Origin of the sequence: Pararhizobium sp. LjRoot235 (assembly GCF_964254145.1) — a bacterium.
Lineage (GTDB): Bacteria > Pseudomonadota > Alphaproteobacteria > Rhizobiales > Rhizobiaceae > Pararhizobium.
This window is the reverse complement of record NZ_CAXUSP020000001.1, coordinates 4,096,898-4,123,670: the sequence shown is the minus strand read 5'-3', so window position 1 is coordinate 4,123,670 and position 26,773 is coordinate 4,096,898. Positions and strand designations below refer to the sequence as shown.

Annotated in this window: 30 protein-coding genes and 1 pseudogene; 16 read left to right on the top strand and 15 right to left on the bottom strand. The window is 60.8% G+C overall.

Annotated elements, in window-relative coordinates:
• Nucleotides 1-112 precede the first annotated feature (112 nt).
• From ACSQ2Z_RS20270 to ybaK, 3 genes and pseudogenes are all read left to right on the top strand, one after another.
• Nucleotides 113-432: pseudogene (locus ACSQ2Z_RS20270) on the top strand (arsenate reductase).
• Nucleotides 433-453: 21 nt separating this feature from the next.
• A complete protein-coding gene (locus ACSQ2Z_RS20265; RefSeq protein ID WP_436082860.1) occupies nt 454-669 on the top strand; it encodes a toxin-antitoxin system HicB family antitoxin in 216 nt (71 codons plus the stop codon).
• 35 nt (nt 670-704) lie between these two features.
• Nucleotides 705-1,178, top strand: a complete 474-nt coding sequence (gene ybaK / locus ACSQ2Z_RS20260) for a Cys-tRNA(Pro) deacylase (protein ID WP_436082859.1) — start codon at nt 705-707, stop codon at nt 1,176-1,178.
• A 4-nt stretch (nt 1,179-1,182) separates the two neighbouring features.
• Here ybaK and ACSQ2Z_RS20255 read toward each other — a convergent pair whose 3' ends face one another.
• The gene (locus ACSQ2Z_RS20255) at nt 1,183-1,632 is read right to left on the bottom strand and encodes a MarR family winged helix-turn-helix transcriptional regulator (RefSeq protein WP_436082858.1); all 450 of its coding nucleotides are present in this window, start codon (nt 1,630-1,632) and stop codon (nt 1,183-1,185) included.
• Between the two features lie 78 nt (nt 1,633-1,710).
• Between ACSQ2Z_RS20255 and ACSQ2Z_RS20250 the strand changes: the two genes are divergently transcribed.
• Entirely contained in the window at nt 1,711-2,406 is a 696-nt protein-coding gene (locus tag ACSQ2Z_RS20250; protein ID WP_436082857.1) for a glutathione S-transferase family protein, read from the top strand.
• Nucleotides 2,407-2,502: 96 nt separating this feature from the next.
• Nucleotides 2,503-3,756 (top strand): aminopeptidase, encoded by a 1,254-nt coding sequence (locus ACSQ2Z_RS20245; RefSeq protein WP_436082856.1) that lies wholly within the window; start codon nt 2,503-2,505, stop codon nt 3,754-3,756.
• Between the two features lie 83 nt (nt 3,757-3,839).
• Here the strand turns inward: ACSQ2Z_RS20245 and ACSQ2Z_RS20240 are convergent, their stop codons facing one another.
• Nucleotides 3,840-4,742 carry an EamA family transporter gene (locus ACSQ2Z_RS20240; protein WP_436082855.1) on the bottom strand — a complete coding sequence of 301 codons (903 nt, stop codon included), beginning with the start codon at nt 4,740-4,742 and terminating at the stop codon, nt 3,840-3,842.
• An 82-nt stretch (nt 4,743-4,824) separates the two neighbouring features.
• Between ACSQ2Z_RS20240 and ACSQ2Z_RS20235 the strand changes: the two genes are divergently transcribed.
• The gene (locus ACSQ2Z_RS20235; protein ID WP_436082854.1) at nt 4,825-5,313 is read left to right on the top strand and encodes a MarR family winged helix-turn-helix transcriptional regulator; all 489 of its coding nucleotides are present in this window, start codon (nt 4,825-4,827) and stop codon (nt 5,311-5,313) included.
• Between the two features lie 2 nt (nt 5,314-5,315).
• Here ACSQ2Z_RS20235 and hemW read toward each other — a convergent pair whose 3' ends face one another.
• The 4 genes from hemW to rph all read right to left on the bottom strand — a co-directional run bounded on the left by hemW (nt 5,316) and on the right by rph (nt 8,433).
• A complete protein-coding gene (hemW, locus tag ACSQ2Z_RS20230; protein WP_436082853.1) occupies nt 5,316-6,491 on the bottom strand; it encodes a radical SAM family heme chaperone HemW in 1,176 nt (391 codons plus the stop codon).
• Nucleotides 6,492-6,505: 14 nt separating this feature from the next.
• Complete coding sequence (gene rdgB, locus ACSQ2Z_RS20225; protein WP_436082852.1) at nt 6,506-7,150, bottom strand: RdgB/HAM1 family non-canonical purine NTP pyrophosphatase; 645 nt, start codon at nt 7,148-7,150, stop codon at nt 6,506-6,508.
• Nucleotides 7,151-7,180: 30 nt separating this feature from the next.
• Nucleotides 7,181-7,609: a VOC family protein gene (locus tag ACSQ2Z_RS20220; protein WP_436082851.1), complete on the bottom strand. Its 429-nt coding sequence runs from the start codon at nt 7,607-7,609 to the stop codon at nt 7,181-7,183.
• 104 nt (nt 7,610-7,713) lie between these two features.
• A complete protein-coding gene (rph, locus tag ACSQ2Z_RS20215; protein WP_436082850.1) occupies nt 7,714-8,433 on the bottom strand; it encodes a ribonuclease PH in 720 nt (239 codons plus the stop codon).
• Nucleotides 8,434-8,642: 209 nt separating this feature from the next.
• Here rph and hrcA point away from each other — a divergent pair, with 209 nt between their 5' ends.
• Both hrcA and grpE read left to right on the top strand, forming a co-directional pair.
• Complete coding sequence (gene hrcA / locus ACSQ2Z_RS20210; protein WP_436082849.1) at nt 8,643-9,701, top strand: heat-inducible transcriptional repressor HrcA; 1,059 nt, start codon at nt 8,643-8,645, stop codon at nt 9,699-9,701.
• Nucleotides 9,702-9,815: 114 nt separating this feature from the next.
• The gene (gene grpE / locus ACSQ2Z_RS20205) at nt 9,816-10,430 is read left to right on the top strand and encodes a nucleotide exchange factor GrpE (RefSeq protein WP_436082848.1); all 615 of its coding nucleotides are present in this window, start codon (nt 9,816-9,818) and stop codon (nt 10,428-10,430) included.
• A gap of 129 nt (nt 10,431-10,559) precedes the next feature.
• On the opposite strand, the gene ACSQ2Z_RS20200 is transcribed toward grpE, so the two are convergent.
• The 8 genes from ACSQ2Z_RS20200 to lptC all read right to left on the bottom strand — a co-directional run bounded on the left by ACSQ2Z_RS20200 (nt 10,560) and on the right by lptC (nt 18,275).
• On the bottom strand, nt 10,560-11,795 hold the full coding sequence (locus ACSQ2Z_RS20200) for a D-arabinono-1,4-lactone oxidase (RefSeq protein WP_436082847.1): 1,236 nt from the start codon (nt 11,793-11,795) through the stop codon (nt 10,560-10,562).
• A gap of 24 nt (nt 11,796-11,819) precedes the next feature.
• Nucleotides 11,820-12,587 (bottom strand): SDR family NAD(P)-dependent oxidoreductase, encoded by a 768-nt coding sequence (locus tag ACSQ2Z_RS20195; RefSeq protein ID WP_436082846.1) that lies wholly within the window; start codon nt 12,585-12,587, stop codon nt 11,820-11,822.
• Between the two features lie 148 nt (nt 12,588-12,735).
• Nucleotides 12,736-13,200, bottom strand: coding sequence for a PTS IIA-like nitrogen regulatory protein PtsN (ptsN, locus tag ACSQ2Z_RS20190; protein ID WP_436082845.1), 465 nt, complete (start codon nt 13,198-13,200; stop codon nt 12,736-12,738).
• A gap of 168 nt (nt 13,201-13,368) precedes the next feature.
• Entirely contained in the window at nt 13,369-13,944 is a 576-nt protein-coding gene (gene hpf, locus ACSQ2Z_RS20185) for a ribosome hibernation-promoting factor, HPF/YfiA family (RefSeq protein ID WP_436082844.1), read from the bottom strand.
• Nucleotides 13,945-14,230: 286 nt separating this feature from the next.
• Nucleotides 14,231-15,802 (bottom strand): RNA polymerase factor sigma-54, encoded by a 1,572-nt coding sequence (gene rpoN, locus ACSQ2Z_RS20180; protein WP_436082843.1) that lies wholly within the window; start codon nt 15,800-15,802, stop codon nt 14,231-14,233.
• Between the two features lie 404 nt (nt 15,803-16,206).
• Complete coding sequence (gene lptB / locus ACSQ2Z_RS20175) at nt 16,207-17,010, bottom strand: LPS export ABC transporter ATP-binding protein (RefSeq protein ID WP_436083139.1); 804 nt, start codon at nt 17,008-17,010, stop codon at nt 16,207-16,209.
• A gap of 19 nt (nt 17,011-17,029) precedes the next feature.
• Complete coding sequence (locus ACSQ2Z_RS20170) at nt 17,030-17,590, bottom strand: LptA/OstA family protein (RefSeq protein WP_436082842.1); 561 nt, start codon at nt 17,588-17,590, stop codon at nt 17,030-17,032.
• 16 nt (nt 17,591-17,606) lie between these two features.
• On the bottom strand, nt 17,607-18,275 hold the full coding sequence (gene lptC, locus ACSQ2Z_RS20165) for an LPS export ABC transporter periplasmic protein LptC (protein ID WP_436082841.1): 669 nt from the start codon (nt 18,273-18,275) through the stop codon (nt 17,607-17,609).
• A gap of 222 nt (nt 18,276-18,497) precedes the next feature.
• Here lptC and sppA point away from each other — a divergent pair, with 222 nt between their 5' ends.
• The 3 genes from sppA (at nt 18,498) to ACSQ2Z_RS20150 (ending at nt 20,360) form a co-directional block, all read left to right on the top strand.
• Complete coding sequence (sppA, locus tag ACSQ2Z_RS20160) at nt 18,498-19,457, top strand: signal peptide peptidase SppA (RefSeq protein ID WP_436082840.1); 960 nt, start codon at nt 18,498-18,500, stop codon at nt 19,455-19,457.
• Between the two features lie 135 nt (nt 19,458-19,592).
• Complete coding sequence (locus tag ACSQ2Z_RS20155; RefSeq protein WP_018323897.1) at nt 19,593-19,895, top strand: integration host factor subunit beta; 303 nt, start codon at nt 19,593-19,595, stop codon at nt 19,893-19,895.
• A gap of 120 nt (nt 19,896-20,015) precedes the next feature.
• On the top strand, nt 20,016-20,360 hold the full coding sequence (locus ACSQ2Z_RS20150) for a DUF1049 domain-containing protein (protein WP_436083138.1): 345 nt from the start codon (nt 20,016-20,018) through the stop codon (nt 20,358-20,360).
• 4 nt (nt 20,361-20,364) lie between these two features.
• On the opposite strand, the gene ACSQ2Z_RS20145 is transcribed toward ACSQ2Z_RS20150, so the two are convergent.
• Nucleotides 20,365-20,817 (bottom strand): CoxG family protein, encoded by a 453-nt coding sequence (locus ACSQ2Z_RS20145; protein WP_436082839.1) that lies wholly within the window; start codon nt 20,815-20,817, stop codon nt 20,365-20,367.
• A 116-nt stretch (nt 20,818-20,933) separates the two neighbouring features.
• Here ACSQ2Z_RS20145 and ACSQ2Z_RS20140 point away from each other — a divergent pair, with 116 nt between their 5' ends.
• From ACSQ2Z_RS20140 to ACSQ2Z_RS20120, 5 genes are all read left to right on the top strand, one after another.
• On the top strand, nt 20,934-22,085 hold the full coding sequence (locus ACSQ2Z_RS20140) for a class I SAM-dependent methyltransferase (RefSeq protein WP_436082838.1): 1,152 nt from the start codon (nt 20,934-20,936) through the stop codon (nt 22,083-22,085).
• Complete coding sequence (locus ACSQ2Z_RS20135; RefSeq protein WP_436082837.1) at nt 22,082-22,942, top strand: TrmH family RNA methyltransferase; 861 nt, start codon at nt 22,082-22,084, stop codon at nt 22,940-22,942. Before ACSQ2Z_RS20140 ends, ACSQ2Z_RS20135 begins: the two co-directional genes overlap by 4 nt.
• Nucleotides 22,942-23,430: a signal peptidase II gene (gene lspA, locus ACSQ2Z_RS20130; protein ID WP_436082836.1), complete on the top strand. Its 489-nt coding sequence runs from the start codon at nt 22,942-22,944 to the stop codon at nt 23,428-23,430. Before ACSQ2Z_RS20135 ends, lspA begins: the two co-directional genes overlap by 1 nt.
• 54 nt (nt 23,431-23,484) lie before the next feature.
• Nucleotides 23,485-25,782 carry an ATP-binding protein gene (locus tag ACSQ2Z_RS20125; RefSeq protein ID WP_436082835.1) on the top strand — a complete coding sequence of 766 codons (2,298 nt, stop codon included), beginning with the start codon at nt 23,485-23,487 and terminating at the stop codon, nt 25,780-25,782.
• 93 nt (nt 25,783-25,875) lie between these two features.
• Nucleotides 25,876-26,754 (top strand): GNAT family N-acetyltransferase, encoded by an 879-nt coding sequence (locus ACSQ2Z_RS20120; protein WP_436082834.1) that lies wholly within the window; start codon nt 25,876-25,878, stop codon nt 26,752-26,754.
• The last annotated feature ends 19 nt before the right edge of the window (nt 26,755-26,773 follow it).

Sequence of the window (26,773 nt, the reverse complement as noted above, 5' to 3'; positions counted from 1 at the left end):
GTCAACCGCGACTTTCCCGATATCCTGCGTCATGCTATCCCGCTCGCCGGCAAGCAAAGGGATGGCATGACGCAGGAGCGTGACGGTGTACGGCATCAAGAACTGCGACACGATGAAGAAAGCGCGCATCTGGCTGGAAGGCCAAGGCGTCGCCCATGATTTCCACGACTACAAGGCATCCGGTATTTCGCGTGAAGCGCTCCAGCGCTGGTGCGCGGCGCTCGGCTGGGAAACCGTGCTCAACCGCGCCGGCACCACCTTTCGCGCCCTGCCTGATGCCGACAAGGCTGGATTGAACGAAGACAGGGCGATTGCCCTGATGCTCGCCCAGCCTTCGATGATCAAGCGGCGCTACTGGATCATGATGGAACGTTCACGGCCGGCTTCAAGCCGGACGTTTATGAGCGTATCTTTTCTGCTGGACGAGGTTGATGGCGGAAAGGAGGTACTGAAATGAACACACTGACGATCCGTCTTCCAGACGATCAGCATGAGCGATTGAAGGCGCTTGCTTCGGCCCGCGGGGTCAGCCTCAATAAGCTTTTCGACGAGCTTTCCGCCAGGGCGCTTGCAGAGTTCGATGCCGAAGCTCATTTTCGGCCGGATCGAGGGAGCGAGAGGCGCCGCCTCGGAGTATTCGATCATCTCGATCGCGCCCATAAAGGCTGAACCGCAACATCCTTTTCGTGAAATTGACGGAAACCATGTCGAAAAGCACCCGTGCGACGCTTGCGCTGACAAAGGCCGGAACCGGCTTTACGGTTCATACCTATGACTATGATCCTTCCGCCGACCGGATCGGCATGGCGGCGGCAGAAGCGCTGAACGAGGAACCGCGCCGTGTCTTGAAGACGCTGATGGCAGAGGTGGACGGCAAGCCGGTCTGCGTTGTCGTGCCGTCCGATCGCGAAGTCAGCATGAAGAAGCTGGCGGCCGCCTTTCGTGGCAAGTCGGCGACCATGATGAAACCGGCCGAGGCGGAGCGGCTGACCGGCTATCATGTCGGCGGCATCAGCCCGTTCGGACAGAAGAAGCAGGTCCCGACGGCGATCGAGGCAGAAGCGTTCGGCGAGGCGCTCGTCTACATCAACGGCGGCCAGCGCGGCCTGCAGGTGCGGCTTGCCCCCGAGGATGCGCGCAAGGCCTTGAATGCGGTCGCGGCGCCACTGATTGCCTGAAGCTTTAGAGCAATCGCGACAGCAAGTCCGCGAGTTGCCCGGCGTCGGCGTTCGGCAGCCTTGCGCCGACATGCTTTGCGATCGCCTTGGCGTAGACGTCCCACATCGCCGAACGCAAGGCACGGCCTTTTTCGGTGATCAGTACCCATCGGCCGCGGCCGTCGTCGTCGAAGGTCTGGCGTTCGACAAGGCCTTCCCGCTCCAGCCGGTCGATCAGGCGCGAGAGATTGTATTGCGCGAGAAGCGTGCGCTCCTCGATCTCGAATGGCCGCAGCCGTCCGGCGTCGGCGCGGGAAAGCTCCCAGAGCACATCGTACCAGCCAAGCCCCGGCAAGCCGGCGGCCTTGAAGTCACCCTCGATCAGGGCGAGCACCCTTTGCTGCGCCCGCATCAGGTTGATCCAGGCCTGCGTGGCATTGGTGCTGGGAGCGGGCGCTTGTATTTTATCGGACATACATGCATCTACATCTATCTTGACGGCGTTGGCAAATGATAATATATGCAATTGCATCTAAATAGTCGGAGTTAAGCCATGCAATCCGAGAAGCTCACCCTCATCAGCCATTATCTCTGCCCCTACGTGCAGCGCGCCTCGATCGTGTTGTCGGAAAAGGGCGTGGCCTTCGAGCGGCGATATATCGATCTCGCAGCCAAGCCGGATTGGTTCCTGCGCATCTCGCCGCTCGGCAAGGTGCCGCTGCTGGCAGTCCCGCAGGCCGGCCGGGATGACGCGATCCTGTTCGAAAGCACCGTGATCTGCGAATATCTGGAGGAAACCCAAGCGGGTGCGCCGCTGCATCCGGCCGATCCGCTGACCCGTGCGCGCCATCGCGGTTGGATGGAATTCGGCTCATCCATCCTTGCGGATCTCTGGGTTTATGAGACGACGAAGGACGCCGAACAGTTCGAGGTAAAGCGCCAGGTGCTCGCGGCAAAATTCGCTACACTCGAACAGGAATTGGGTGACGGACCCTATTTCGCGGGTGAGCACTTCCGCGTGGTCGACGCCGTCTTCGCGCCGGTGTTGCGCTATTTCGAACTGTTCGAAAGCCTCTTCGAAAGCGGCATTTTCGCTGGGCTGCCGCGCGTCAACGCCTGGCGCCAGACGCTTGCCGCCCGGCCAAGCGTCATCGAGGCGGCCACGGCGGATTATCAGGAACGCCTGCTGGCATTCCTGCGCCGGCATGACGCCTATCTTTTGGCGCCCGGCAAGCGGGTGGCGGCCTGATTGATGATGTGATCGGCGGCGATCGCAAAAGCCTTCTGTTTTGGTCCGAAGCGCATTAAACAGGTGGTTCAGACTAACAAGTCAGCAGGATTTGCGATGACCTTCCATTCTCCCGCCCATCAAGCCGTCGATCCCATCAAACTCGACAAGCTCGCCGAAGTCGCCGTCAAGGTGGGCTTGCGGCTCGAGCGTGGACAGGAACTGGTGATCACGTCTCCGATCGCCGCCTTGCCGCTTGTGCGGTTGATCACCAGGCACGCCTATATCGCCGGCGCCGCATTGGTCTCTACCTTCTATTCGGATGAAGAGACGACGCTCGCGCGCTATCAACATGCGCCGGAGGAAAGCTTCGACCGGGCGGCCGACTGGCTCTACGATGGCATGGCCAAGGCGTACGGCAAGAATGCCGCCCGTCTGGCAATCTCGGGCGACAACCCGATGATGCTGGCAGCCCAGGACCCGGCGAAGGTCGCGCGCGCCAACAAGGCCAATTCGATCGCTTACAAGCCGGCGCTGGAGAAGATTTCCAATTTCGACATCAACTGGAACATCGTCTCCTACCCGAACCCGGCCTGGGCAAAGCAGATGTTTCCGGGCGATCCTGAACACGTTGCCGTCGAAAAGCTCGCCGATGCGATCTTCGCCGCCTCGCGCGTCGATGTCGAGGATCCGATCGCGGCCTGGGCCGAGCACAACGCCAATCTCGCGCGGCGCTCGTCCTGGCTCAACGCCGAGCGCTTTGCCGCGTTGCGTTTCACCGGTCCGGGCACTGACCTGACCGTCGGCCTGGCTGACGGCCATGAATGGCATGGTGGCGCCTCGACGGCCAAGAACGGCATCACCTGCAATCCGAATATCCCGACCGAGGAAGTCTTCACCACGCCGCATGCGCTTCGCGTCGAAGGCCATGTGTCGAGCACCAAGCCCCTGTCGCATCAGGGCACGCTGATCGACAATATCCAGGTTCGTTTCGAAAGCGGCCGCATCGTCGAGGCGAAGGCGACCAAGGGCGAGGAAGTGCTGAAGAAGGTGCTGGATACCGACGAAGGCGCGCGGCGTCTCGGCGAAGTGGCGCTGGTGCCGCATTCCTCGCCGATCTCGGCGAGCGGCGTCCTGTTCTACAACACGCTGTTCGACGAGAATGCCTCCTGCCATATCGCGCTCGGCCAGTGCTATTCGAAATGCTTCCTCGATGGTGCTTCGCTGAGCCAGGAGCAGATCAAGGCGCAGGGCGGCAATTCCAGCCTGATCCACATCGACTGGATGATCGGTTCCGGTAAGGTCGATATCGACGGCATCCGCCCGGACGGCGCAAAGGTCCCCGTGATGCGTAAGGGCGAGTGGGCCTGACCACCGTCGGGATCATCGGCAGAGCCGGCTGACCGGCGGCTCTGCTTTGATCTTCAAGCTTACGGTGGCGAGGAAAACAGTGGTTAGGACCTGACGGGCAGGGCTGCCATCGGAGCGGTCGATCGTCGCGCCATCTGCGCCCGCTGTCCCATCCAGACGCTGACCAGCACGGCCGCTATGCCGATGATTTGGACCGGCGACAGGTTTTGCCCAAGCACGCCCCAGCCGAGCATCGTCGCCACCAGCGGGCTCAGGAAGCCGAGGGAGGCAACGGCGGCCGGTTCGAGCTTCGAAAGGCCGCGAAACCACAAGAGATAGGTGAAGGCCGCGCCGATCAGGCCGAGCCAGGCAATGCCGAGGACATTTGCCAGTGTCGGCGTCGGCAGGGCGGGTTCAAGCAGAAGAGCGACCGGCAACAGGAGTAGCCCCCCGGCCGTCAGTTGCCAGGCGGTAAAGGTCAGGCTCGAAACCGGTGGCGCCCAGCGCCGCGTCAGGACCGTTCCAAAGGCCATCGAAACAGCGCCCGCCAGCCCGGCGATGACGCCGATGGGATCGAGCGCCGCCGATGGCGTCAGCACCAGAAGGCCTACTCCGGCCATGCCGACCAGACCAGCCGTGATCGCCAGCGGCCTAATTGCCGTGCCGACCAGCAGGCGTGCCAGCGCCACGACGATCAGCGGTTGGATGGCGCCGACCGTCGCGGCAACCCCACCCGGGAGGCGGTAGGCGGAGATGAACAGCATCGCCCAGAAGAACGAGAAATTGAGCGCACCGAGAGTGAAGCTCCGCAGCCACCAGATGCCCCGCGGCAACTGCCGGACGATCAACAGAAGGATGATGCCGGCCGGTAGGGCGCGCAGCATGGCAACCGTAAGCGGATATCCATGCGGCAGGAGTTCAGTGGTGACCAGATATGTGCTGCCCCAGATGGCCGGCGCGACGGCTGTCAGGGCGATATCGGTGAGGGAAGCGGATTTTATCTTCATTTAAAGTATCTCGATTTCAAGATAAATAAGCGTAGCATCATTTATCTTGACGTCAAGATAAAACTTTTCTACGACCGTAATCATGGAAAAGGATCATGTCGATAGAGTCCTGGAACAGTGGCACAGGGAGCGCCCGGACCTAGACGTCGAGCCGATGGGGCTGCTCGGGCGGCTGGCGCGGCTCGCGACCTATCTCGGGCGGGAGGTCGAGAAGACATTCCTCGAGCTTGGTCTGACGTCCGCCAATTTCGATGTACTTGCAGCGCTGCGGCGTTCCGGCAAGCCTTACCGCCTCTCGCCCGGTGATCTGCTGGCGACGACGATGATCACCTCGGGCACTATGACCAACCGTATCGATCAACTGGAGAAGGCTGGCCTTGTCGAGCGAATGACCAATCCCGAGGATCGGCGCAGCGTCCTGATCGCCCTGAAGCCGGAAGGGCTCGATCTGGTCGAGCGCGCCGTCACGGCCCATGTCGCCAATCAGCATCGGCTAACCGCGCTTCTCGAACCGGATGAGCGGGCAACGCTCGACATGATCCTTAGAAAATATCTTTCGAAGTTTGAATAGGATCAGCAGGCGAGGTCGGCGACCACCGCATCGAGGATCAGCATGCCGGCCGGCGTGCAGCGCAGGCGGGAATTGCCCAGCCGTTCGATGAAGCCGTGCTCGATGAGGAACTGCTCGCGATCCGGATCGGGCTCGCGGCCGGAGAGGCTCTGCCAGCGCACAAGGTCGATGCCCTCCTTCAGCCGTAGGCCCATCAGCAGCAGCTCGTCGGCCTGTTCATCGAGACCCAGAACCTCCTGGTCGATCATGCCGTGGCCGTGTTCCTCGACCAGTTTCAGCCATTCTTCCGGTTTGCGCTCGGTGGCGGTGGCGATCTTGTTTCGGCCCATGCTGAGCCGCCCATGTGCACCGGGCCCGATGCCGGCATAGTCGCCGTATCGCCAGTAAGTCAGGTTGTGGCGGCTTTCGGCGCCGGGGGCGGCATGATTGGACACCTCGTAGGCCGGCATGCCGAAGCCCTCGGTAATCTCCTGCGTTGCCTCGTAGAGCACGGCCGACTGCTCGCCATCCGGAACCACCAGCTTGCCCGCCTTGTGCAGGCCGTAGAAGGGTGTGCCTTCCTCGATTGTCAGCTGGTAGAGCGACAGGTGATCGACGGCGTAGGAGACGGCCTGCTTCAGCTCCTGTTCCCAATCCGCGACCGTCTGGTTCGGGCGGGCATAGATCAAATCGAAGGACATGCGCGGGAAGATGTCGCGTGCCAGCCCGATCGCCTTCAGCGCGTCTTCCGTATTGTGCAGCCGGCCAAGGAATTTGAGGTCGCGGTCATTCAGCGCCTGGACGCCGAGCGAGACACGGTTGACGCCGGCAGCCCTGTAACCATGAAAACGCGTTGCCTCAACGCTTGAGGGGTTGGCCTCCATGGTGACCTCGATACCGTCAGGCACATGCCAGAATTTCGCGATACCGGTGAGCACGGCCTCGACCGTTGCCGGATCCATCAGCGAGGGCGTGCCGCCGCCCATGAAGATGCTGGTGACGGTGCGCGGGCCGGAAAGGCGGCGGGCTTCCGCCATCTCGGTCAGGAACGCCGAGACGAAGCGCGGCTGGTCGACCGGCTGATGCCGCACGTGACTGTTGAAATCGCAATAGGGGCATTTGGCAGCACAGAAGGGCCAATGCACATAGACCCCGAAACCGGGGTCGGTGCTGTCGCCAATGGAGGAGAAAGTGGCCATTCTGTTTCGTTCTTTCAGGCGCCGAGGCAGGTTTCGGCAAAAAGCTTGAAGGCGCGGGCTCGGTGCGACAGCGCTTCCGTATCGCCATGCTTCCAGCCGTGCTTCGCGTCGGCGCTCATTTCGCCGAATGTGGTGTCGTAACCGAGCGGTTGAAAGACCGGGTCGTAACCGAACCCTTGCGTCCCGCGCGGCGGCCAGACGATGTGGCCTTCCACCTCGCCACGGAACAGCTCGACATGCCCATCCGGCCACGCAAGGCAGAGCACAGAGACGAAGCGACCGGTGCGCTTGTCGAATGTTGTAGCACCTGCGTCCTGCAGGGCGTTTTCGACCTTTTCCATCGCCATGGCAAAATCGCGCGTGCCATCGGTGGTTTCCGCCCAGTTGGCAGTGTAGACGCCGGGGTCCCCGTTCAGCGCATCGACGACAAGCCCGGAATCATCCGAAAGCGCCGGCAGGCCCGAGGCCTTCGCCGACGCAAGCGCCTTGATCGTCGCGTTTTCCTCAAAAGTCGTGCCGGTCTCGTTCGGCTCGACAAAACTGAGGTCGGCAGCGGACTTCGCCTCGAAGCCGAGAGGGCCGATCAGGTCGCGGATTTCGCGGATCTTGCCGGCATTGTGGCTGGCGACGATCAGGGTCTTGTCTTCAAGTTTGCGCATCTGCGTCTTTCTCATCCGGGCGGTCTGCCCTCAATCTAAATTCCAGAGGCTCGCTTCAGCGCATTCCAGGCTGTTTCCAGCCGGATCGCGGAAATAGAAGGATCGCGCGCCCGACGGCCAATGCACATTGGATTCGATCGCGACACCGGCCGCCTTCAACTTTTCTTCCCAGGCATCGAGATGCCCGGTAGATACCCGGAAGCACATATGCCCCGGCCCATGCGTGCCATGCGGCGGAACCTGCAGGCCTCCTGGCGGCGGCGGTTTCACCGTTTCCGCCGGATTGAAGATCAGAAGAACGCCCGGACCGCAGCGGAAGAAGACATGCCGGGCGCCGGCGCGGCTGATCTTCTCGAGCCCGAGCACGGAGCCGTAAAACGCCTCCGCCCGGTCGAGATCGTCCACATAGAGCGCCGTCTCCAGGACGCCTTCGAACGCCATGCTCTGGTCATCGGCCATTGGTCCTGCCCTTCACCCTAACCTCTCCCCGCAAGCGGGCAGAAGGTGCCCGACGGGCGAATGAGGGGCGACGATGCCAGTTGCATAGCGTGCAATCTCCGTTCTTAACCCTCGATCACCTGCTTTTGCAGGCTGACCAGTTCGGCAATGCCGTTCTTGGCAAGGCCCATCAGTGTGGTGAATTCCTCTTCCGAGAACGGCTTGCCTTCGGCTGTTCCCTGGATTTCGACAATGCCGCCGGAGCCGGTAATGACGAAGTTGGCGTCGGTCTCGGCAGCCGAGTCCTCCAGGTAATCGAGATCGATCACCGGCTGGTTGGCGAAGATGCCGCAGGAGATCGCGGCGATATGGTCTTTCAGGACCTTCTCGACCTTGATCATGTTGCGCGCTTCCATCCAGGCAAGGCAGTCGCGCAGAGCGATCCAGGCGCCGGTGATGGAGGCCGTGCGGGTGCCGCCATCGGCCTGGATAACGTCGCAGTCGATCGAGATCTGCCGTTCGCCGAGTGCCTGCAGGTCGACCACGGCCCTGAGCGAGCGTCCGATCAGTCGCTGGATTTCCTGGGTGCGGCCGCTCTGCTTGCCGCTGGCGGCCTCGCGCTTCATGCGTTCGCCGGTGGCACGCGGCAGCATGCCGTATTCGGCGGTCACCCAGCCCTTGCCGCTATTGCGCAGCCACGGCGGCGTCTTTTCCTCGAGGCTCGCGGTGCACAGCACATGCGTATCCCCGAACTTGACGAGACAGGACCCCTCGGCATGTTTGGAAATGCCGCGCTGGAACGAGACTTTGCGCATCTGATCGGTTTTTCTGCCGGAAGGCCGCATCATGAACTCCTGTGATGTTTTGGAGCCTTCTAACCTATGTTGGGAGGAAGGGAAATCACTTGCGAGGAAAAGAACAAATGACGGGGAGGTGCTGGGGGCGAAGGTTTCCGACGTCAATTTCCCTTTTGCTATCCGGGCCGGGATCACTATATTTCAGTTGATCTGAACAGAATGGGTTTTGCGTTCGAATGATGGCGGACAAATCTGCGATGCGGGAAAGGCTTTCGGCGCTCGACGAGCGTTCGGGAGAAATTTTCCGTCGTATCGTGGAGAGCTATCTGGAAAGTGGCGAGCCACTCGGTTCGCGCAGCCTGTCGCGACTGTTGCCCATGTCGCTGTCGCCGGCCTCCGTGCGCAACGTCATGAGCGATCTGGAAGATCTGGGCCTGATCTATGCCCCGCATATCAGCGCCGGTCGCCTGCCGACCCAGATCGGCCTGCGCTTCTTTGTCGATGCCTTCATGCAGGTGGGCGACCTGTCGGCGGAAGATCGTGCGTCGATCGACCGGCACGTGCGCCGCAATGATCGCGATCAGCCGGTCGAGACCCTCCTGACCGAAGCAAGTCAGATGCTGTCGGGCATGTCGCGCGGTGCGGGACTGGTCATCACGGCCAAGAGCGATCCGGTGCTGAAACACGTCGAATTCATGCGTCTTGCGCCGACGAAGGCGTTGGCCGTCCTGGTCGGCGATCATGATCAGGTGGAAAACCGCATCATCGAGCTGCCCGCCGGCGTCACGAGCTCACAACTGACCGAAGCCGCCAACTTCCTCAATGCGCACCTCGCCGGCCAGACGCTGCCCGAAGTGCGTAGCCAACTCGAACAGGTCAAGGAAACCGTTCGGCGCGAGCTCGATACATTGTCGCAGGATTTGGTCGAGCGAGGTCTCGCCATATGGTCGGGCAGTGAAACCGAAGGAAATCCGACAAAGCTGATCGTGCGCGGCCGCGCCAATCTGCTTGAGGGGCTTGCCGGTGCCGAGGATATCGACCGACTGCGCATGCTGTTCGACGATCTTGAAAAGAAGGACAGCCTCATCGAAATTCTCAATCTCGCCGAAAGCGGGCCCGGGGTCCGCATCTTCATCGGCTCGGAAAACAAGCTGTTTTCGCTGTCGGGCTCGTCGCTGATCGTTGCACCCTACAAGGATGGAGACGACAAGATCGTCGGCGCTGTCGGTGTCATCGGTCCGACCCGGCTCAACTATTCGCGTATCGTGCCGATGGTGGACTACACTGCGCAATTGATGTCGCGGCTGTCGCGATGACCATAGGCGAAACGCCGGTTTTTGCCGCGCTCTTTCGATTGAACCCTTGATTTTTCGGCTTCAAAGCTCGATATCGGCTACAAATCCTAACATAGTGACATACCGGAGACCGTCATGACCGACGACACGAACAAACATGCAGCAGATGCCAACGCAGCCGACGAAGCCGCGATGAATGCTGAAGCTGCCTCTGAAAAGGTCGAAGCCGCCGCAGTCGAACCCGATCCCCTGGAACTCGCCAGGGCCGAGGCCGCGGACTACCGCGACCGTTACCTCCGGCTTGCTGCCGAGATGGACAATTTGCGCCGCCGCACCGCACGTGATGTCAAGGACGCAAAGTCTTATTCGGTCGCCGGCTTTGCCCGCGACATGCTGGCCGTCTCCGACAATCTGCGCCGCGCGCTCGACGCCATCCCTCCGGAAGCGCGCACGGCCGGCGATACCGGCTTCAACACGCTGGTCGAAGGCGTCGAGATGACCGAACGGGCCATGCTTTCGGCGCTTGAGCGCCACGGCGTCCAGAAGCTGGAACCGGTCGGCCAGAAGTTCGACCCGAATTTCCATCAGGCGATGTTCGAGGTTCCGAACCCCGAAGTGCCCAACAACACCGTCGTCCAAGTGGTCCAGGATGGCTACACCATCGGCGAGCGCGTGCTCCGCCCCGCCATGGTCGGCGTCGCCAAGGGCGGCCCGAAGGCGGTGGCAATGGAAGAGACGCCGGCGGCTTGATTTTCCACCCTCCCCTTGAGGGGAAGGGTCGGCACGTAGTGCCGGGGTGGGGTGATCTTTGTGCGCCCCTGACCGTCACCCCCACCCGCAGCTTCGCTGCGACCTCCCCCCTCAAGGGGGAGGTAAAACTCATCCGAACAACTGCCGCAGATGATCATTCAGGAAACGGCCTTCCGGATCGAGCTTGTTCCGCAACGCCTTGAAGTCACGCGCGCGCGGATAGAGCGCCGTCACATCCTCAGCACGGAGAAAATGCAGCTTGCCCCAATGCGGGCGTGAGCCGAACTGGCGCAGGATATCATCGACGTCCTTGAGATAGTTCCAGTAATCCGTGCCCGGCTCGCCGGAGACCGACAGCGTAATCGAATCCTGTTCGAAGAACGGGCTGATCCAGCCGCCGTCGCCGGCGGTGAAGCGGTATTCGATCGGGTAGATGCAGGCCGGGTGCTTCTCCAGCATCAGCTTGCGCACTTCCATGCAGGCCTGCTTGCCGTATTTCACCGGCACGGCATATTCCAGTTCGTGGAAGTTCGGCACATATTCGATCGGATAGATCTCCGAGGAATAGGCGATCTTCTCGAAGGCGCTTTCCGTTGGTGGCCGGTCGGTGATGTCGATCGTCTTCATCTCACAGACGTCGGACAGGCTATTCGTGGTCGAAACGGAGGACGTATCCGGCAGGCAATAGCAATGGCGGCTTTCGGGCACCGGGCACCAGAAGAAGCCGAAATGCCGGTGATTGGCAGCGAGATCGTCGTGTTGCTCCATGCATTCGTCGAAGGTGCAGCGCCAGAGCTTCTCATGCAGATTGTAGCTCTCCATCACCTGCAGCGTGATTTCCGAGATCACGCCGAGCATGCCGAGGGAGACGCGGACGGCATTGAGCATATCCGGCTGGCTGTCATCGATGACGAGGACGCGGCCGTCCGGCTGCACCAGCCGCATGCCGACGATCTGCGAGGCCATGTTGCCGAGCTTCAGGCCGGTACCATGCGTGCCGGTGGTCAGCGCGCCGGCTAGCGCCTGGCTGTCGATGTCGCCCTGGTTGATCATCGACAGGCCATTTGCTTTAAGCGCCTTGCCGAGCGTGTTGATCGTCGTGCCGGCATGCACCGAGACCCGCTTGCGGGCCGCGTCGATATTGGTGATGCCCTGCAGCTTCGACAGCGTCAGATGCAGCCCGCTGGTCAGCGCCACCGGCGTGAAGGAATGGCCGGAGCCGGCGCAACGCACGTTCAGCCCGCTCGACGTCGCCTCCTTCACCATCTCGGACAATGCCGCCTCGCTCTCGGGCGCGCCCTTGTGCCGGACGATGCACGATTGATTTCCCACCCAGTTTCGCCAGTGACCGCCTGCTTCCATCATGATCCCGTTCTCCCCTTTTGGTGTTCAGACAGCCGTAAAACAATTGTCGACGAAAAGATGCGTGCCGTTGACGAAGCTGGATTCGTCGCTTGCCAGGAACAGCGCCGCCTGCGCCACTTCCATCGGGTCGCACATCCGCCCCTGTTGCGCGGCGATCGCCGCGTCGGAGACATCGACGCCGTGTTTGGCAAGGCCCACGAGCTCGCGCTTGCCATGATCGGTGGCGATAAAGCCGGGGCAGACGGCGTTGGAGCGGATGCCGCGGTCGCGGAATTCGACGGCAATGGCCCGGGCAAACATATGGCAAGCGCCCTTTGTCGTGTCATAGAGCACCTCCATCGGCGTCGCCGCGACCGCCGAAATCGAAGACGTGGAGACGATACTGCCACCGCCGGCGGCGAGCATGCCAGGCAGCACGGCCTTGGTCATCAGGAACATCGAGCGCACATTGACCGCCATCAGCCGGTCCCACTCGTCTTCCTCGGTCTCAAGGAACGGTCCGACTGCCAGGATGCCCGCATGATTGAAGAGAACGGTAATATCGCCGAAGGCGTCCTCGACGGCCTTCACCGCCGATTTCACCTCGGAGGATACGGAAACGTCGGCCGGCGCGAAGATCGCCTGCCCACCCTCGGCGCGGATTGCCGCGGCCACCTCCTCGCCCTTGCTGCGCGGCAGATCGACAATGCCGACGCGGGCGCCTTCGCGGGCGAAAAGCTGGGAAGCGGCAAGGCCGCAGCCCCCTGCGCCGCCGCTGATCAATGCGGTCTTTCCGGAAAGTCTGCCAGCCATCGCCGTTCTCCTCGTTTGTCGGGTGCGAGGATTATTGTTGACGGCAGGGCGGCTGTCGATACCGGTGCCTGGCCATTTCCAGCCGGACGGAGCTCTTTTGCATATGCATAGAGCACTTCAACCGGCAGAAGCTGCATTGAGGTAGGGATCAGGCCGCGTTGGAGGACTGGTCGTCGCTGAGGAATGCGTAGATGCCGGAGGCGGAATCCGTTGCCCGCAGCTTGGCGACCATATCGGGATCGCGCAGAACACGGGCGATGCGCGACAGCGCCTTCAGATGATCGGCGCCGGCGCCTTCGGGTGCCAGAAGCAGGAAGACGAGGTCGACCGGCTGATCGTCCAGGGCTTCGAAATCGACCGGGGATTCCAGCCGCGCGAAAATGCCGACGATCGACGACAGGTGGGCGAGCTTGCCATGCGGGATGGCGATGCCGTTACCGACACCGGTGGAACCCAATCGCTCGCGCTGGAGAATGACGTCGAATATTTCCCGTTCGGGAAGTCCTGTGATCTTGGATGCTTTTGCCGCCAATTCCTGAAGCAACTGCTTCTTTGAATTGGCCTTCATGGCCGGAAGTATCGCATTCTGCTGCAGCAAACCTGCCAATGCCATTCTTTTGTCCTCGTTCGCCGGTGGAAACCGCGTTCGGCAGGCAATGCCGGACGGTGGCTCCATCCATCTTTCTCGGTGGTTCCTGACGGGCCGTCAACGGTCTCGTCTGTATCCACCAGGAAAAAGCGATCGATTGAGCACCGGCAAGCCGGCGCTCAATCGATCCACTCAGCCCTTGATATTGGCTGCATCGATCCAGCCAATGTTTCCATCGTTGCGCCGATAGACGATATTCAACTGCTCATTGCCGGGGCTACGGAACATCAGGACGGGTTCGTCTGTCATGTCGAGCGCCATCACGGCGTTTGCGACAGACATCGTCTTCAGTTGTTTTGAACTCTCCGCGACGATCGTCGGTGCGTAATTGTCCGGAAGCTCATCGTCTTCATCGGGCACGGAATCCATCACGGTGTAGGCTACTTCGGCAAATCCTGTATTGCCATTGCCATTGTGGTGATCCTTGAGCTTGCGCTTGTACCGGCGGATGCGCTTGGCAATCCGCTCGGATGCCGCATCAAACGCCGCTTGCGGGTCATTCGCCTGGCCGTTGGCCTGCAAGGCGGCACCTGAATCCAGGTGAATCTTGCAATCGGCGCTGAAACGGGATCCAGACTTTTCCACGGTGACCTGGCTTGAATATCCTCCGTCAAAATATTTGGTTACGGCCTGTTCGATCTGGTCTTCAATCCGCAGACGGAACGCTTCGCCGATTTCCATATGTTTACCGGATACACGCACACTCATGGAGTTTCCTCTCTTTTCGTGATTTGCGCAGCCAGTCTATTCCAACCGCATCCGTCATCCAAGCGTTTCACGCGCGCAATAGAATTTTGCGTCATAAGGGGCAGGATTTGGAGGGATATGCTTCAGGCAGGCCTTATACCCATGCTCATTGCGGCCGCGTGATACTCCCGGTTGTTCTAAAAGTCAAATGAAGACTTAACAAGGTCGAGACTGCGGGATTGAGGCCCGTTGATCGCAGGGACGCCTGTGGCGCCCCATCCCATTTCGTTGTTCCGATCGCGTGATCTCAGGCGGAGACCTTGGCCATAGCCCGCTTTTCACGGCGGCGCTGGACGGAGGAGGGGATGTTCATCGCCTCGCGGTATTTCGCCACGGTCCGGCGAGCGATATCGACACCACCCTTCTTCAGGATATCGACGATGTCATCATCTGAAAGCACGGCGTCGGGGCTTTCCAGAACGATCATGTTGCGGATGCGGTGGCGCACCGATTCGGCAGAATGCCCGTCTCCGCCCTCGGCTGATCCGATCGAGACCGTGAAGAAGTATTTCAGCTCGAAGAGCCCGCGCGGCGTCAGCATGTATTTGTTCGATGTGACGCGGCTGACGGTCGATTCATGCATCTTGATGGCATCGGCGACAGTCTTCAGGTTGAGCGGCCGCAGGTGATCGACACCGTTGACGAGGAAGGCGTCCTGCTGCCGAACGATCTCGGTCGCCACCTTCATGATTGTCTTGGCGCGCTGGTCGAGGCTGCGGGTCAGCCAGTTGGCCGTCTGCAGGCATTCGGTCAGGAAGGCATGGTCGGCGCTGTTCTTGGGCGCGTGGCGTGAAACAGTGGCGTAGTAAGTCTGGTTGACCAGCACGCGGGGCAGCGTGTCCGGATTGAGCTCCACGGCCCAGCTGCCATCCTGCGCCGTGCGCACGACGATATCCGGAATGATCGCCTCGGACGGGCTCGCCTCGAAACTGGTGCCGGGCTTCGGATCGAGCTTGCGGATCTCCGCCAGCATATCGATAAGGTCTTCCTCATCGACGCCGCAAATCCGCTTCAGGCTGGCGAAATCGCGCCGGGCAAGCAGTTCCAGGTTCTGGAGCAGCGCCGCCATGGCAGGATCGAGCCGGTCGCGCAGGCGCAACTGAATGGCCAGGCACTCGCTCAGTGTTCGCGCGAAAACGCCGGGCGGGTCGAGCTGCTGCAGGCTGTCGAGCACCCGCGCCACATCGGCCGTCGCGCGGCCCAGCCGCTCGGCAATCTCGCCGATATCGGCGTGCAGATAGCCGGCCTCGTCCAACTGGTCGATCAGGTGCTGGGCAATGAGCCGGTCGGCCGCGCCGTGCACGCTGAAGGGCACCTGTTCATTGAGGAAATCGCGCAGCGTGATGCGGTTGGCGACGAAATCATCGAGATTATAGCCGTCACTGCTTTCGCCCTCGCCACCACCCGGCATGGATTTCCATTGACTAAGCAATTCCGGCGCGTCGGCCCGCTGCGGCGTCGTGTCGTCGGGAAAGACGTTCTCGAAATTGGCGTCGAGCTGCTCGCTCATCCGTTCGCCGGTCGCAGATGTGGTGCTGTCGTAGACGTCGCCTAGCGGGTCGAAGGATGAAGTGTCGCCGTCGCGCTCGCTGCGCTCATCAGGCGTGATATGGAGCTCGTCCTTGCCGAGGCGGTCCGCCCCACCCGAGCCATCATCATTCGTGGCGAATTCGAGCAGCGGGTTCTTCTCGACTTCCAGTTCGATGAATTGGTTCAGCTCGAAATGCGTCATCTGCAGCAGCTGGATGGACTGCATCAGTTGCGGGGTCATGGCCAGGGTCTGGCTTTGACGCAGGAAGAGGCTGGCTGACAGGGCCATGCGGACGCGAAACTCCCCTCAATTCTCCGAGCCGGCGTTCATCTTTTTCGGAGTGAATTCGCCAATTCTTCAATTGGCCCAAAAATTGCTTATTAACGGGGTTTGGTCAAGCACTGATAGGAGATAAGACGAATTTTGCGGCGGCCGGGCATTTTTCTATGCAATAGGCATGTAAAAAGTGCACAACAACTGGCCGGGAGCCGCTTTCGGCTTGCGATGCTGCGGGCCGATGTTGTCGGACCCTGCGAAAACGCGGTGGTTGCCGCTGGGATATTGCGCTGCAGCATCCGCGGGTGAGTAAAATTTGCGCAAATCCTGCTAACGGTCAAGGGAAATGTCCCGGAAGCGGCAGATTTTGCCCGCCGCCGTTATTTTCGTTTACCATCGAACGGCGAGGGCCAGCCTCAAAGGCTGAAATTGTCGCCGAGATAGAGGCGGCGGACATCCGCATTGGTGACGATGTCGTTGGCCCGACCATGCGTCAGGACTTCGCCCGCATGGATGATATAGGCGCGATCGATCAAGCCCAGCGTCTCGCGGACGTTGTGGTCGGTGATCAAAACGCCGATGCCGCGCGAGGTGAGGTGACGCACAAGCGCCTGGATATCGGCAACCGAAATCGGATCGACGCCCGCGAAGGGTTCGTCGAGCAGCATGAAGGTCGGGTCAGTCGCCAGCGCCCGGGCAATTTCCAGGCGACGGCGCTCGCCACCTGAAAGCGCCACGGCAGGCGACTTGCGCAAGTGGGAGATGTTGAACTCGCCGAGCAGCTCATTGAGCTTGCTCTCGCGCCGGTCGCGGTTCTTGTCGTGAACCTCGAGAACAGCGCGAATATTCTCCTCGACCGTCAGGCCGCGAAAGATCGAGGCTTCCTGCGGCAGATAACCAACACCGAGGCGGGCGCGGCGATACATCGGCATTGTCGTGACTTCGTTGCCGTTGATCTCGATCGAGCCTTCATCGACCGGCACCAGACCGGTGATCATGTAGAAACAGGTCGTCTTGCCCGCGCCGTTGGGTCCAAGCAGGCCGACGGCTTCACCGCGACGCACGACCAGCGATACGCCGTTGACAACCCTTCGCCCGCGATAGGCTTTCGTCAGGCCGCGCGCGATCAGCGTGCCCTCGTAACGTGCCTTGTCGACGACGCGGGCCGGAGTGGCGGCGTCGTGCTTGCCGGCCCGCTTGTGTTTGTGAAGAAAGGGGATGTTCACGTCGGCGTCTGCATCAGTTCGTTTTCTGGGACTTCGGGTCGAGCTGAATCTGGACGCGACCGCCGCAGGCTTCGAGCTGCGCTTCGCCGGTATCCATCTGGACGTTCAACTGGCAGCCGGTGAAGACGTTTCTGCCCTCCGACAGAACGACCTGCTTGCCCTTCAGCACCAGCGTTTGCGCCGTCATGTTGAATTCGCCGCTATCGGCCGACGCCTGTTGCGTGCCCGATTGCAGCAACACTTTCTTGTCGACCTCGATGCGGTCGATATCGGCATTGCCGCTGGAAATCGCGCCGCCGCCCTTCTTATAATAGACGACCATGTTTCCGGCCTGCAGCGTCGTCGTCCCCTGAACGACCTTCACATTGCCGGTGAATATGGCCTTGCTTTCGGGGTCCTTGATTTCGAGCTTATCGCTCTCGATCTGGATCGGCTCGTCGTTGGAAAGTTGAAGCCCTTTCATCTTGCTCGACTTCTCCTGGGCGGCAAGGGGAGACAAGGAGGTGCTGACAAAAAGACTTAAGAGAATGAATGTTCCGGCAAGCCGAAAGGAAAAGGCGGAATTGGCCGACATATGTGCACCGGTTTTTCTAGTTGGCGGTTTTACGGATGGTTTTGGGATCGACGACGACCTTCACCATGCCTTCAAATGTAACAATGCGTCCCTTATCCGTCATTCTCAACGACTGTGCAACAATGGAACCGCCGTTCATGCTGATTGCGATCGGCTTCTTGGTTTCCATCTCGCCGGCATTGATGTCGAGGTAGGCCGTCTGGAAATCGGCAACGACGCCGTTGTTCATGCTGATGCTGAAAGGCGCGTTCATATTCAAGATGTTGCCGCCGCGGTCATAGATGCCGCTGGTCGCCTCGACCGTGGCGATAAGCGTGTCGTTGACGGGCATCTCCGCATGGATCGTCTCGAGCGTGATGATATCGGGGTTGGCGATGTCCTGCAGAGCGCGCACCGCTTTCATCGAATAGCTGATGTCTTGCTTGTTGCGGCCGGAAATTGCCGGGTTCTGCATGACGATCTTGCCGTTTTCGATCGTCGCATTCTCGATCTGCAGGTTTTCCGGCAGGAAGGCACGCACCACTGAAACGGCAACGAAGATCGCGCCGATCACGACCGCCACCAGTGGCAGGATGATCTTCAGCCGCCTGACCAACCGGGAATGGCGCGCCGCAACGGTATAAGCGTCAGCGAGGATCGGCCCCGAATGCGGCAAGGCGCCGGAAAGTTGCACGTCATTCAACATGAGATAGCCCGTCGTTCGAAATCGTCGCGCGGCAGATGCACAGAGGACCTGCTGGCCGAGCGATGTAAGTGACGGCGAATATGGAGATTTTTTTGTTCCGCGACAATGGAGGCTCGAATTTTGTTCAAACCGGGTTACAACGCGGTCGAGCCGCAGCTATGGATTGTTCATTTCGTGCAAGGAGCGGCTTGCCCCCGCGGCCTTTGAGGAGGAGGAAAGATCATGGATCAGCTTGCTATCGCCGACCGGCGCCAGCTTCGGCGAAAACTCAGCTTCTGGCGGCTCGCGTCCATCGCTCTGATATTCTGTGCGGGCATTGCGGCCTATGTCTATGCGACCGCGGGCGAGACGGGCGCTTTCAGCCGCCCGCATATCGCGCGTGTCAATATCTCCGGGATCATCCAGGATGACCGCGACTTGCTGGAGCGTCTGGATCGCATCGCCGAAACCAATGCCGTCAAGGCGCTGGTCGTCACCATTACCTCACCGGGCGGAACCACCTATGGCGGCGAAGTGCTGTTCAAGGCCATCCGCAAGGTGGCGGCCAAGAAGCCGGTCGTTGCCGATATTCGCACACTGGCCGCTTCGGCAGGCTACATGATCGCGCTTGCCGGTGACCGCATCATTGCGGGTGAAACCTCGATCACGGGTTCGATCGGCGTTCTCTTCCAATACCCGCAGATCAAGACCCTGATGGACAAGGTCGGCGTTTCGCTCGAGGAGATCAAATCCACGCCGCTCAAGGCCGAGCCTTCGCCTTTCCATCCACCGAGCGACGAAGCCAAGGCGGTGATCCAGGCAATGATCGATGACAGCTTCAACTGGTTCGTCGATCTCGTCGCCGACCGCCGGAAAATATCGCGCGACGAAGCCCGGCAGCTTGCCGACGGGCGCATCTTTACCGGTCGCCAGGCGCTCAAGCTGAAGCTGGTCGATGAAGTTGGCGGCGATGACGAGATCCGTGCCTTTCTGGACGGTCGCAAGGTCGCCAAGGGGCTTGAGATCATCGAGTGGGAGGCACCCGGCACGTCCTTGCCGTTCGGGCTGGGGTCGGCCGCCTCCGCATGGCTCAAATCCTTGGGATATGAAGCTTTTCCGCTCCTGGGGAGCCTCGAAAAAATGGGGCGCGAGAAGTTGTTTCTTGACGGTCTGGTTTCCGTTTGGCAGGTTGGCAGCGATTGAAAACACCCGATGATCTCTTGTCTGCCGTTTGGGAGGCTTGAAAACGGCCTGGTATCCCGCACAACAGGTGGACACGACCATCCGATGGGCATAACACTCTAAGAACAAACGTAAATTCAAAAAGAGGGGGCGACAGTGATCAAATCAGAACTGGTGCAGATTGTTGCGGCTCGCAATCCGCACCTCTATCACCGTGATGTCGAAAATATCGTCAACGCAGTTCTCGATGAAATCACAGATGCCCTGGCCGGCGGAAACCGGGTCGAATTGCGCGGTTTTGGCGCGTTTTCGGTCAAGAACCGGCCTTCGCGCTCCGGACGCAACCCGCGCACGGGCGACAGTGTGTTCGTCGAGGAAAAATGGGTTCCCTTCTTCAAGACCGGCAAGGAACTGCGCGAGCGGCTCAATCCCGGCTCCGACGATGAAGATGATGAATGAGCCGGACAGGTCCGCTCGATGCCCCTGCGTAATTCTTGGTATCTGACGATTTAAGGACAAACTTTTGCGGCAGGTCGAAGTGCCGCTGCATTGGGCTGCCGGAATGACGGAGACGGAATGATGATGAAGAAGCTGGTGAATATCGTGGTGCTGGTCCCGATCGCCATTGTGCTGATCGTGTTGTCTGTCGCCAACAGGCAGATGGTCACGCTCGCGCTCAATCCGTTCGATCCGGCAGACAGTGTTCTTTCCGCCTCGGCGCCGTTCTTCGTTTTTCTGTTTCTTGCGGTGATCTTCGGAATGATCCTCGGGTCGCTCGCCACCTGGTTCAGCCAGGGCAAGTATCGCAAGCGGGCGCGCAACGAGGCCAGCCAGGCAGTCAAATGGCACGCCGAAGCGGAGAAACATCGCACGCGTGCAGAAACCATGGCGTCGCAGACGATGCTTCCCGTTTCATCGAAATAGGGCTTCAGGCTCCCGACACAGCGTTGGCGGCGGCGCTGAAGTCGGAAAAGAATTTTGCCGCCAGCCTGCTGGCGCTCGAGCCGACCAGCCGCGATCCGAGCTGCGCCAGCCTGCCGCCGATTTCCGCACGCGCGTCATAGGCTAATATTGTCTCTTCGCCATATTCGGTCAGTGTCACTTCCGAGCGGCCTTTCGCAAGACCGGCGACACTGCCTGCACTTTCACCGGAAATCGTATAGCTATTCGGTGCTTTGACATTCGAAAGAGTGATATGGCCGGAGAAGACCACCGGGATCGGACCAATCTTCACCTTCAGCGACGCCGAAAATTCGGTTGCTGAATGTCGTTCGATCGACTGGCAGCCCGGGATGCACTGCTTGAGAATGTCGGGGTCGTTGAGCGCCGCCCAGACAGCATCCCGGTGAGCGGCGATGCGCTCTTCCCCCTTCATTTCCATGCTGATTCTCCCTCGTCGCGGTTGTGCTGGTCTATGTAAGACGTGAAACAGCTTTGCCAACAGGATGAGCGGTGCTATTTGCAGGCTTGAAGCGTAGAGATGACGGACGACCCTCAGTGAAAGACAAAGATCGACGGCCCAAGGGAAAAGCCGGGCAGACGGTGGCTGTGCGCGCCAAGCCGGCCGCCGGAAAACCGTTGGCCAAGAAAACATCGCAGGCACATCCGGCGCGTGGCGATGGCGTTCCCTTCGTTCGCAAAAGCGCAGAAAAGCCGGTCGCCCAAAGGGCCGCCGCAAAGACGGCTTCCCCCGAGAGCCAACCGCCCCGTGCCGAAGTTCGTGTCCGCAGCGGAGCCAAACCGCAGGAGCGCATCCCGGTCATCCTCGAGACGAGGGGCGCACGTGACTATCATCTGATCGACAGCGGCGACGGTCTGAAGCTGGAGCAATACGGCCCCTACCGCATCGTGCGGCCCGAGGCGCAGGCGCTGTGGCCAAAAACGCTGCCGGCGCATGTCTGGGACAATGTGGATTCGATCTTCACCGGCGACACCGATGAAGATGGGATGGGGCGCTGGCGGTTTCCGAAGGATGTGCTTGGCGAGACCTGGCCCATGCAGATCCTCGATGCCGAGTTCTACGGCCGCTTCACCGCATTCCGCCATGTCGGCGTCTTTCCCGAGCAGCTCGCGCACTGGAGCTGGATGAAGGGTGAGATCGAGACCGCCGGGCGGCCGCTGAAAGTGCTCAATCTCTTCGGCTATACCGGCGTCGCCTCGCTGATTGCTGCGAAAGCCGGCGCCGAAGTGACGCATGTCGACGCCTCCAGGAAGGCGATCGGCTGGGCGCGGGAAAATCAGGCGCTGGGCCGTGCCGAGCATCTGCCGATCCGCTGGATCTGCGAGGATGCTATGAAGTTCATCCAGCGCGAGGAGCGCCGGGGCAGCCGCTACGACATCATCCTGACAGATCCGCCGAAATTCGGCCGCGGCCCGAACGGCGAGGTCTGGCAGCTTTTCGACCATCTCGCCCTGATGCTCGACATCTGCCGCGAGATACTGTCACCGGAGGCGAGGGGCCTTGTCCTTACGGCCTATTCGATCCGCGCGAGCTTCTATTCCATCCACGAACTGATGCGCGAGACGATGCGCGGGCGTGGCGGCGTGGTGGAATCGGGCGAACTTATCCTGAGGGAAGGCGGGCTTGACGGCAATGAACCGGGCCGGGCGCTTTCCACTTCCCTTTTCAGCCGATGGGTGCCGAAATGAACTACGACCACAAGGAGCACGGCCCCCGCCGGGTCGGCCAGGTAAAGGAAGTCACCAGCCTTGCCAATCCGATCATCAAGGACATCAAGGCGCTTGCCAACAAGAAGGATCGCGACGAGACCCATTCCTTCATCGCAGAAGGGCTGAAGCTTGTCATCGACGCGCTCGATCTCGGCTGGACCATCAAGACGCTTGTCTACGCCAAGGCGGCCAAGGGTAAGGCGCAGGTCGAGCAGGTGGCGCTGAAGACGGTATCGACCGGCGGTCTGGTGCTGGAAGTCAGCGAAAAAGTGCTGTCCGCCATCACCCGCCGCGACAATCCGCAGATGGTCGTCGGCGTCTTTAAGCAGCGCTATGCGAGCCTGAAGGACATCAAGCCGGAACTCGGCCAGACCTACGTGGCGCTCGATCGCGTCCGCGACCCCGGCAATCTCGGCACCATCATCCGCACGGCCGACGCGGCAGGGGCATCCGGCGTCATCCTGATTGGCGAAACCACGGATCCGTTCTCGCTGGAAACGGTGCGGGCGACCATGGGCTCGGTCTTTGCCATGCCGGTCATCCGCGCCAACGTCGCCGATTTTATCAAATGGCAGAGGGCCGCCGGCGTTCAGGTCGTCGCCACGCATCTCGCGGGCGCCGTCGATTACCGCACCATCGATTATCGCAAGGCGCCGGTCGTTCTCCTGATGGGCAACGAACAGGCGGGACTGCCCGAAGAGTTGGCAAAGGAGGCAACGGCACTCGCCCGTATTCCGCAGCAGGGCCGCGCCGATTCTCTCAACCTGGCGATCGCGACCGGCATCATGCTGTTTGAAGCGCGCCGCCATTTGTTGACTTTGGATGCCAAGGCATAATGGAAAAGACGGCCATTTTTTCGCGCCCCCTGCCGATTCTCATTCTTGTCGTCGTGGCGATGCTACTAGATCAGGCAATCAAGGCTGCGGTCGAGATGTGGTTGCCGTTTCAGCAGGCTGTGCCGGTGGTCCCGATGCTGGCGCTATATCGGACCTACAATTACGGGGTCGCGTTTTCCATGCTGTCTGGCATGGAAGGCTGGTTCATCGTCACCATGCGCCTCTTCGTCGTCGCTTTCGTCCTCTGGCTGTGGCGGCGCACTCCAAAAGACCGGTTCTTCGCGCATCTTGGTTATGCAATGATCATTGCGGGCGCCTTGGGCAACCTCGTTGATCGATTGATTTTCGGCTATGTGATCGATTATGTGCTGTTCCACACAGCAACCTGGTCATTCGCCGTCTTCAATCTCGCTGATAGTTTCATTACCATCGGCGCCGGCGCGATCATCCTGGACGAGATCCTGCATATGAAAAAGCAGGATGCCTAAAATTTTAAGGACCGGTTGAAGCCAATCAAAACGCTTGTCGTGTAGGCAGGTGTCATGAGCGACCTGTCAAACCTCAAGAAGCGGATTGCAGACGAGTTCAGCGCGCCGGGGCGCACGCTGGGGCAGAAGGGCGCGTCCGGCGTCGCGCCCAGCGACGATCCCCATTCGCCGGAGCCGGACGGCTTTGATGTGCCGAAGGAAAAGTTTCCGGCGCTGAAGCCGACGTTGGCAGGCATCGGTCTCCTCTGCTCCGCTGCCATTCTTGGCGCTGGTATCGATGCAGGCTTTTATCTGCTGTCTGCAGGCCTTGCCGGCGCCGGTGTCACCGGAGCCATTCTGCTTCTGAGGGACTGGTATCGTTCCGCCAAACCCACTGCCGCCCATGGCCGTGCCCGCAAGGAAAAGGCGAGCGACAAACACTGGGAGCGCAGCGAGACATCGCAACTTCTCTCCATCATCCATGACGCACTCGGCGACATCGCCATCATCCGCGAGCCGGGCGGCAGAATCGTCCAGGCCAATACAGTCTTCCGCCGTCTGACTGGCTGGCTTAAGCCGGAGGGCAAGACGTGCGAGGCGCTCGGCATCGCCTTCGAACCTGCGACCGGCCCCAATCACTACAGCGTGCGGATCGTCACCGCCGCTGGCATGAAGCTGTTCGACTGGCACGACGTCATCGCTCGCGAGCCGGCGAGCGGTGTCTTCATGCTGCACAGCATCGGCCGCGATGTCACCGAGGAAAGCCGGGTTGCCCGTGAACGCGAGGACGCGCGCCGCAAGGCCGAAATCGCCAGCCAGGCGAAGTCGCGGCTGCTGGCTACGGTCAGCCATGAAATCCGCACGCCGTTGTCCGGCATTCTCGGCATGAGCGATCTGATCAGCCATACGCGGTTGACCAGCGAGCAGGAAAACTATCTCGCCGGCATGCGTCAGTCCGGCCATGCGCTGGTGCAACTGGTCGATGACCTGCTCGATTTCTCCTCGATCGAGGCTGGTCGCTTTGAGCTTCGCCCGGCGCCTGAGCCGCTGCGCGGGACGATCGAAAGCGTCGTCGAGATGCTGTCGCACCGCGCACATGACAAGGGCATCGAAATCGGTGCCACGGTCACCGCGGACGTGCCGGGCCTGATGGATTTCGACGCCGCCCGCCTGCGCCAGGTTCTGTTCAACGTCGTTGGCAATGCCGTCAAATTCACGCACACTGGCGGCGTTCTGGTCAGTGCCTCCATCGAGCGCGGGATCGTCGTCATCCGAATCGATGACAGTGGCCCAGGCATGACCGCACAGGAGCAGGCCCGTGTCTTCGACGAGTTCGAGCAGGCGGGCGGCAACGCCCAGCGCTCCCTCGGCTCCGGCCTTGGTCTGGCGATCTCGCGGCGCATCATAGATGAATTCGGCGGTTCGCTGACGGTCTCCAGCGTTGCGGGCAAGGGAAGCACCTTCGAAATCCGCTTTCCGGCCCTTGGCTGTGATCTCGCTGCTGCCGCGCTCGCCAGGACGGGCGTTCTCACCGGTTCGCGTGTGTTGGTGATGGCGCCTGCAGGTCCTGCCTCCAAGGCATTGTCTTCGACGATCAGAACACTGGGCGGCTTCTGCGAATGCGCCGAAACGTTGGAAGATGCGCAGGCCGTCGCTGCTCGTGCGCTTTCGGCGGCAACATTGCTGACGGACATCATCGTCGATCACCGCCACGCGGCGCAGTTCCAGAGCCTCCTGGCGCAGGTGCCAAGCCTTAAGCAGCAGAAGCTGCGCAAGACCTATCTCGTCAATCCGGAAGAACGCAACGGTCGGCCGATCAACCACATGGACGGCTATCATGCATGGCTCATTCGGCCGTTGCGGGAAAGGTCACTGGTCGAGGTCCTGCGGGGCCGCATGAAGGGAATGGAAGTGCGCGACGCAATCAACGACAATCGGCCGGTGCTGCGGGACGTCCCGGCGTTGCTCGAAAAGCCGGTCGAAGGCGGCGTGCTCCTAGCGGAAGACGATCCGGTCAATGCCTTCATGGTCCGCGCCGTCCTGGAGCGCGCCGGTCATCCGGTGCGCGTCGTCGAGGATTTCGAAGCGCTCGCTGCTGCTTTGTTTGATGCGCCGGCGGCAATCCGCATCGCCCCGGAACTGATCGTCACCGATCTCAACATGCCCGGCGGCGATGGATTTTCGATGCTGAAACGGCTTCGCGAGGAAGCGCGCCAGTCGGGAAGAAAGGCTGTTCCGGTCATTGTGCTAACGTCCGACAGCCAAGCTGATACCCGTGAACAATTGCTGGCCGCCGGGGCGAGCGCGGTCCTTTCGAAGCCTGCCGACCCGAAGGCGCTGACCGTGGAAATCGGCCGCTTGCTCGCTCCATGACGACCGGTCTTTGCTTGTAGCGCCGATGTCACTATCCTGTCGCAGAAACGTGGTTTAAGCCGGACAGGATTTTAGTGACCAGGATGACGCGCAATGACAGTCGAATCTTTGGATCTGGTGATCGTGGCTGACCAGCCGCAGACCCGTGTCCGGAGCGTCAACGCCCCGGCGTCGGATGTGCTCGGCCGTATCGGCAATCTGGAAACCCGTCTTGCCCGCAATGCGTCGGAGATCGATGCCGCGCAGGCGGTGCGTTACAAAGTCTTCGTCGAAGAAATGAAGGCGCAGATCCCGCAGGATGCTGAACACCGCAAGCGTGATGCGGATGCATGGGATCCCGTCTGCGATCATCTGCTGGTGCTGGACACGTCGATCGAGGGCGATCCGGAAGACCAGATCGTCGGCACCTATCGGCTGCTTCGCCAGGACGTCGCAGCCAGGACGGGCGGCTTCTATTCCGCCTCCGAATTTTCCGTCGGTTCGCTGCTGGTACGCCACCCCGACAAGACGTTCATGGAACTCGGACGCTCCTGCGTCCTTCCGCAATATCGCACCAAGCGCACCGTCGAACTTCTGTGGCAAGGCAACTGGGCCTATGCGCTGAAATACGGTGTCGATGCGATGTTCGGTTGCGGTTCCTTTCCTGGCGTCATTCCGGAAGAGCATGCACTGGCCCTCTCCTTCCTGCATCACAACATGGTGGTGCCGGAGGAATGGGACGTCTCGGCCCGCCCGGAACTGTTTCGCACCATGGATCTGATGCCGGCCGAAGCGATCAACATGCGCAAGGCGCTTGCCGCCCTGCCGCCGCTGATCAAGGGCTACATGCGCCTCGGCGCCATGGTTGGCAAGGGTGCTGTCGTCGATCACGCCTTCCGCACGACGGATGTTCTGATCGTCCTGCCGATCACCAACATCTCCGGCCGCTACCTCAACTATTATGGTGCTGACGCCGGACGTTTCGCCAGCTGATAGAAAAAAATCTCTTTGC

Coding starts and splice junctions, on each gene's coding strand:
- hpf (WP_436082844.1), bottom strand. CDS start 13,944: ATGAGTGTGCGTGTATCCGGTAAACATATGGAAATCGGCGAAGCGTTC.
- ACSQ2Z_RS20220 (WP_436082851.1), bottom strand. CDS start 7,609: ATGGCCGATGACCAGAGCATGGCGTTCGAAGGCGTCCTGGAGACGGCG.
- sppA (WP_436082840.1), top strand. CDS start 18,498: ATGGATCAGCTTGCTATCGCCGACCGGCGCCAGCTTCGGCGAAAACTC.
- ACSQ2Z_RS20125 (WP_436082835.1), top strand. CDS start 23,485: ATGAGCGACCTGTCAAACCTCAAGAAGCGGATTGCAGACGAGTTCAGC.
- ptsN (WP_436082845.1), bottom strand. CDS start 13,200: ATGGCATTGGCAGGTTTGCTGCAGCAGAATGCGATACTTCCGGCCATG.
- ACSQ2Z_RS20200 (WP_436082847.1), bottom strand. CDS start 11,795: ATGATGGAAGCAGGCGGTCACTGGCGAAACTGGGTGGGAAATCAATCG.
- ACSQ2Z_RS20150 (WP_436083138.1), top strand. CDS start 20,016: ATGATGAAGAAGCTGGTGAATATCGTGGTGCTGGTCCCGATCGCCATT.
- ACSQ2Z_RS20170 (WP_436082842.1), bottom strand. CDS start 17,590: ATGTCGGCCAATTCCGCCTTTTCCTTTCGGCTTGCCGGAACATTCATT.
- ACSQ2Z_RS20265 (WP_436082860.1), top strand. CDS start 454: ATGAACACACTGACGATCCGTCTTCCAGACGATCAGCATGAGCGATTG.
- ACSQ2Z_RS20255 (WP_436082858.1), bottom strand. CDS start 1,632: ATGTCCGATAAAATACAAGCGCCCGCTCCCAGCACCAATGCCACGCAG.
- ACSQ2Z_RS20235 (WP_436082854.1), top strand. CDS start 4,825: ATGGAAAAGGATCATGTCGATAGAGTCCTGGAACAGTGGCACAGGGAG.
- ACSQ2Z_RS20195 (WP_436082846.1), bottom strand. CDS start 12,587: ATGGCTGGCAGACTTTCCGGAAAGACCGCATTGATCAGCGGCGGCGCA.
- hrcA (WP_436082849.1), top strand. CDS start 8,643: ATGCGGGAAAGGCTTTCGGCGCTCGACGAGCGTTCGGGAGAAATTTTC.
- ACSQ2Z_RS20245 (WP_436082856.1), top strand. CDS start 2,503: ATGACCTTCCATTCTCCCGCCCATCAAGCCGTCGATCCCATCAAACTC.
- lptC (WP_436082841.1), bottom strand. CDS start 18,275: ATGTTGAATGACGTGCAACTTTCCGGCGCCTTGCCGCATTCGGGGCCG.
- rpoN (WP_436082843.1), bottom strand. CDS start 15,802: ATGGCCCTGTCAGCCAGCCTCTTCCTGCGTCAAAGCCAGACCCTGGCC.
- ACSQ2Z_RS20250 (WP_436082857.1), top strand. CDS start 1,711: ATGCAATCCGAGAAGCTCACCCTCATCAGCCATTATCTCTGCCCCTAC.
- ACSQ2Z_RS20120 (WP_436082834.1), top strand. CDS start 25,876: ATGACAGTCGAATCTTTGGATCTGGTGATCGTGGCTGACCAGCCGCAG.
- ybaK (WP_436082859.1), top strand. CDS start 705: ATGTCGAAAAGCACCCGTGCGACGCTTGCGCTGACAAAGGCCGGAACC.
- hemW (WP_436082853.1), bottom strand. CDS start 6,491: ATGGCCACTTTCTCCTCCATTGGCGACAGCACCGACCCCGGTTTCGGG.
- ACSQ2Z_RS20145 (WP_436082839.1), bottom strand. CDS start 20,817: ATGGAAATGAAGGGGGAAGAGCGCATCGCCGCTCACCGGGATGCTGTC.
- grpE (WP_436082848.1), top strand. CDS start 9,816: ATGACCGACGACACGAACAAACATGCAGCAGATGCCAACGCAGCCGAC.
- ACSQ2Z_RS20240 (WP_436082855.1), bottom strand. CDS start 4,742: ATGAAGATAAAATCCGCTTCCCTCACCGATATCGCCCTGACAGCCGTC.
- lspA (WP_436082836.1), top strand. CDS start 22,942: ATGGAAAAGACGGCCATTTTTTCGCGCCCCCTGCCGATTCTCATTCTT.
- rph (WP_436082850.1), bottom strand. CDS start 8,433: ATGCGGCCTTCCGGCAGAAAAACCGATCAGATGCGCAAAGTCTCGTTC.
- ACSQ2Z_RS20135 (WP_436082837.1), top strand. CDS start 22,082: ATGAACTACGACCACAAGGAGCACGGCCCCCGCCGGGTCGGCCAGGTA.
- rdgB (WP_436082852.1), bottom strand. CDS start 7,150: ATGCGCAAACTTGAAGACAAGACCCTGATCGTCGCCAGCCACAATGCC.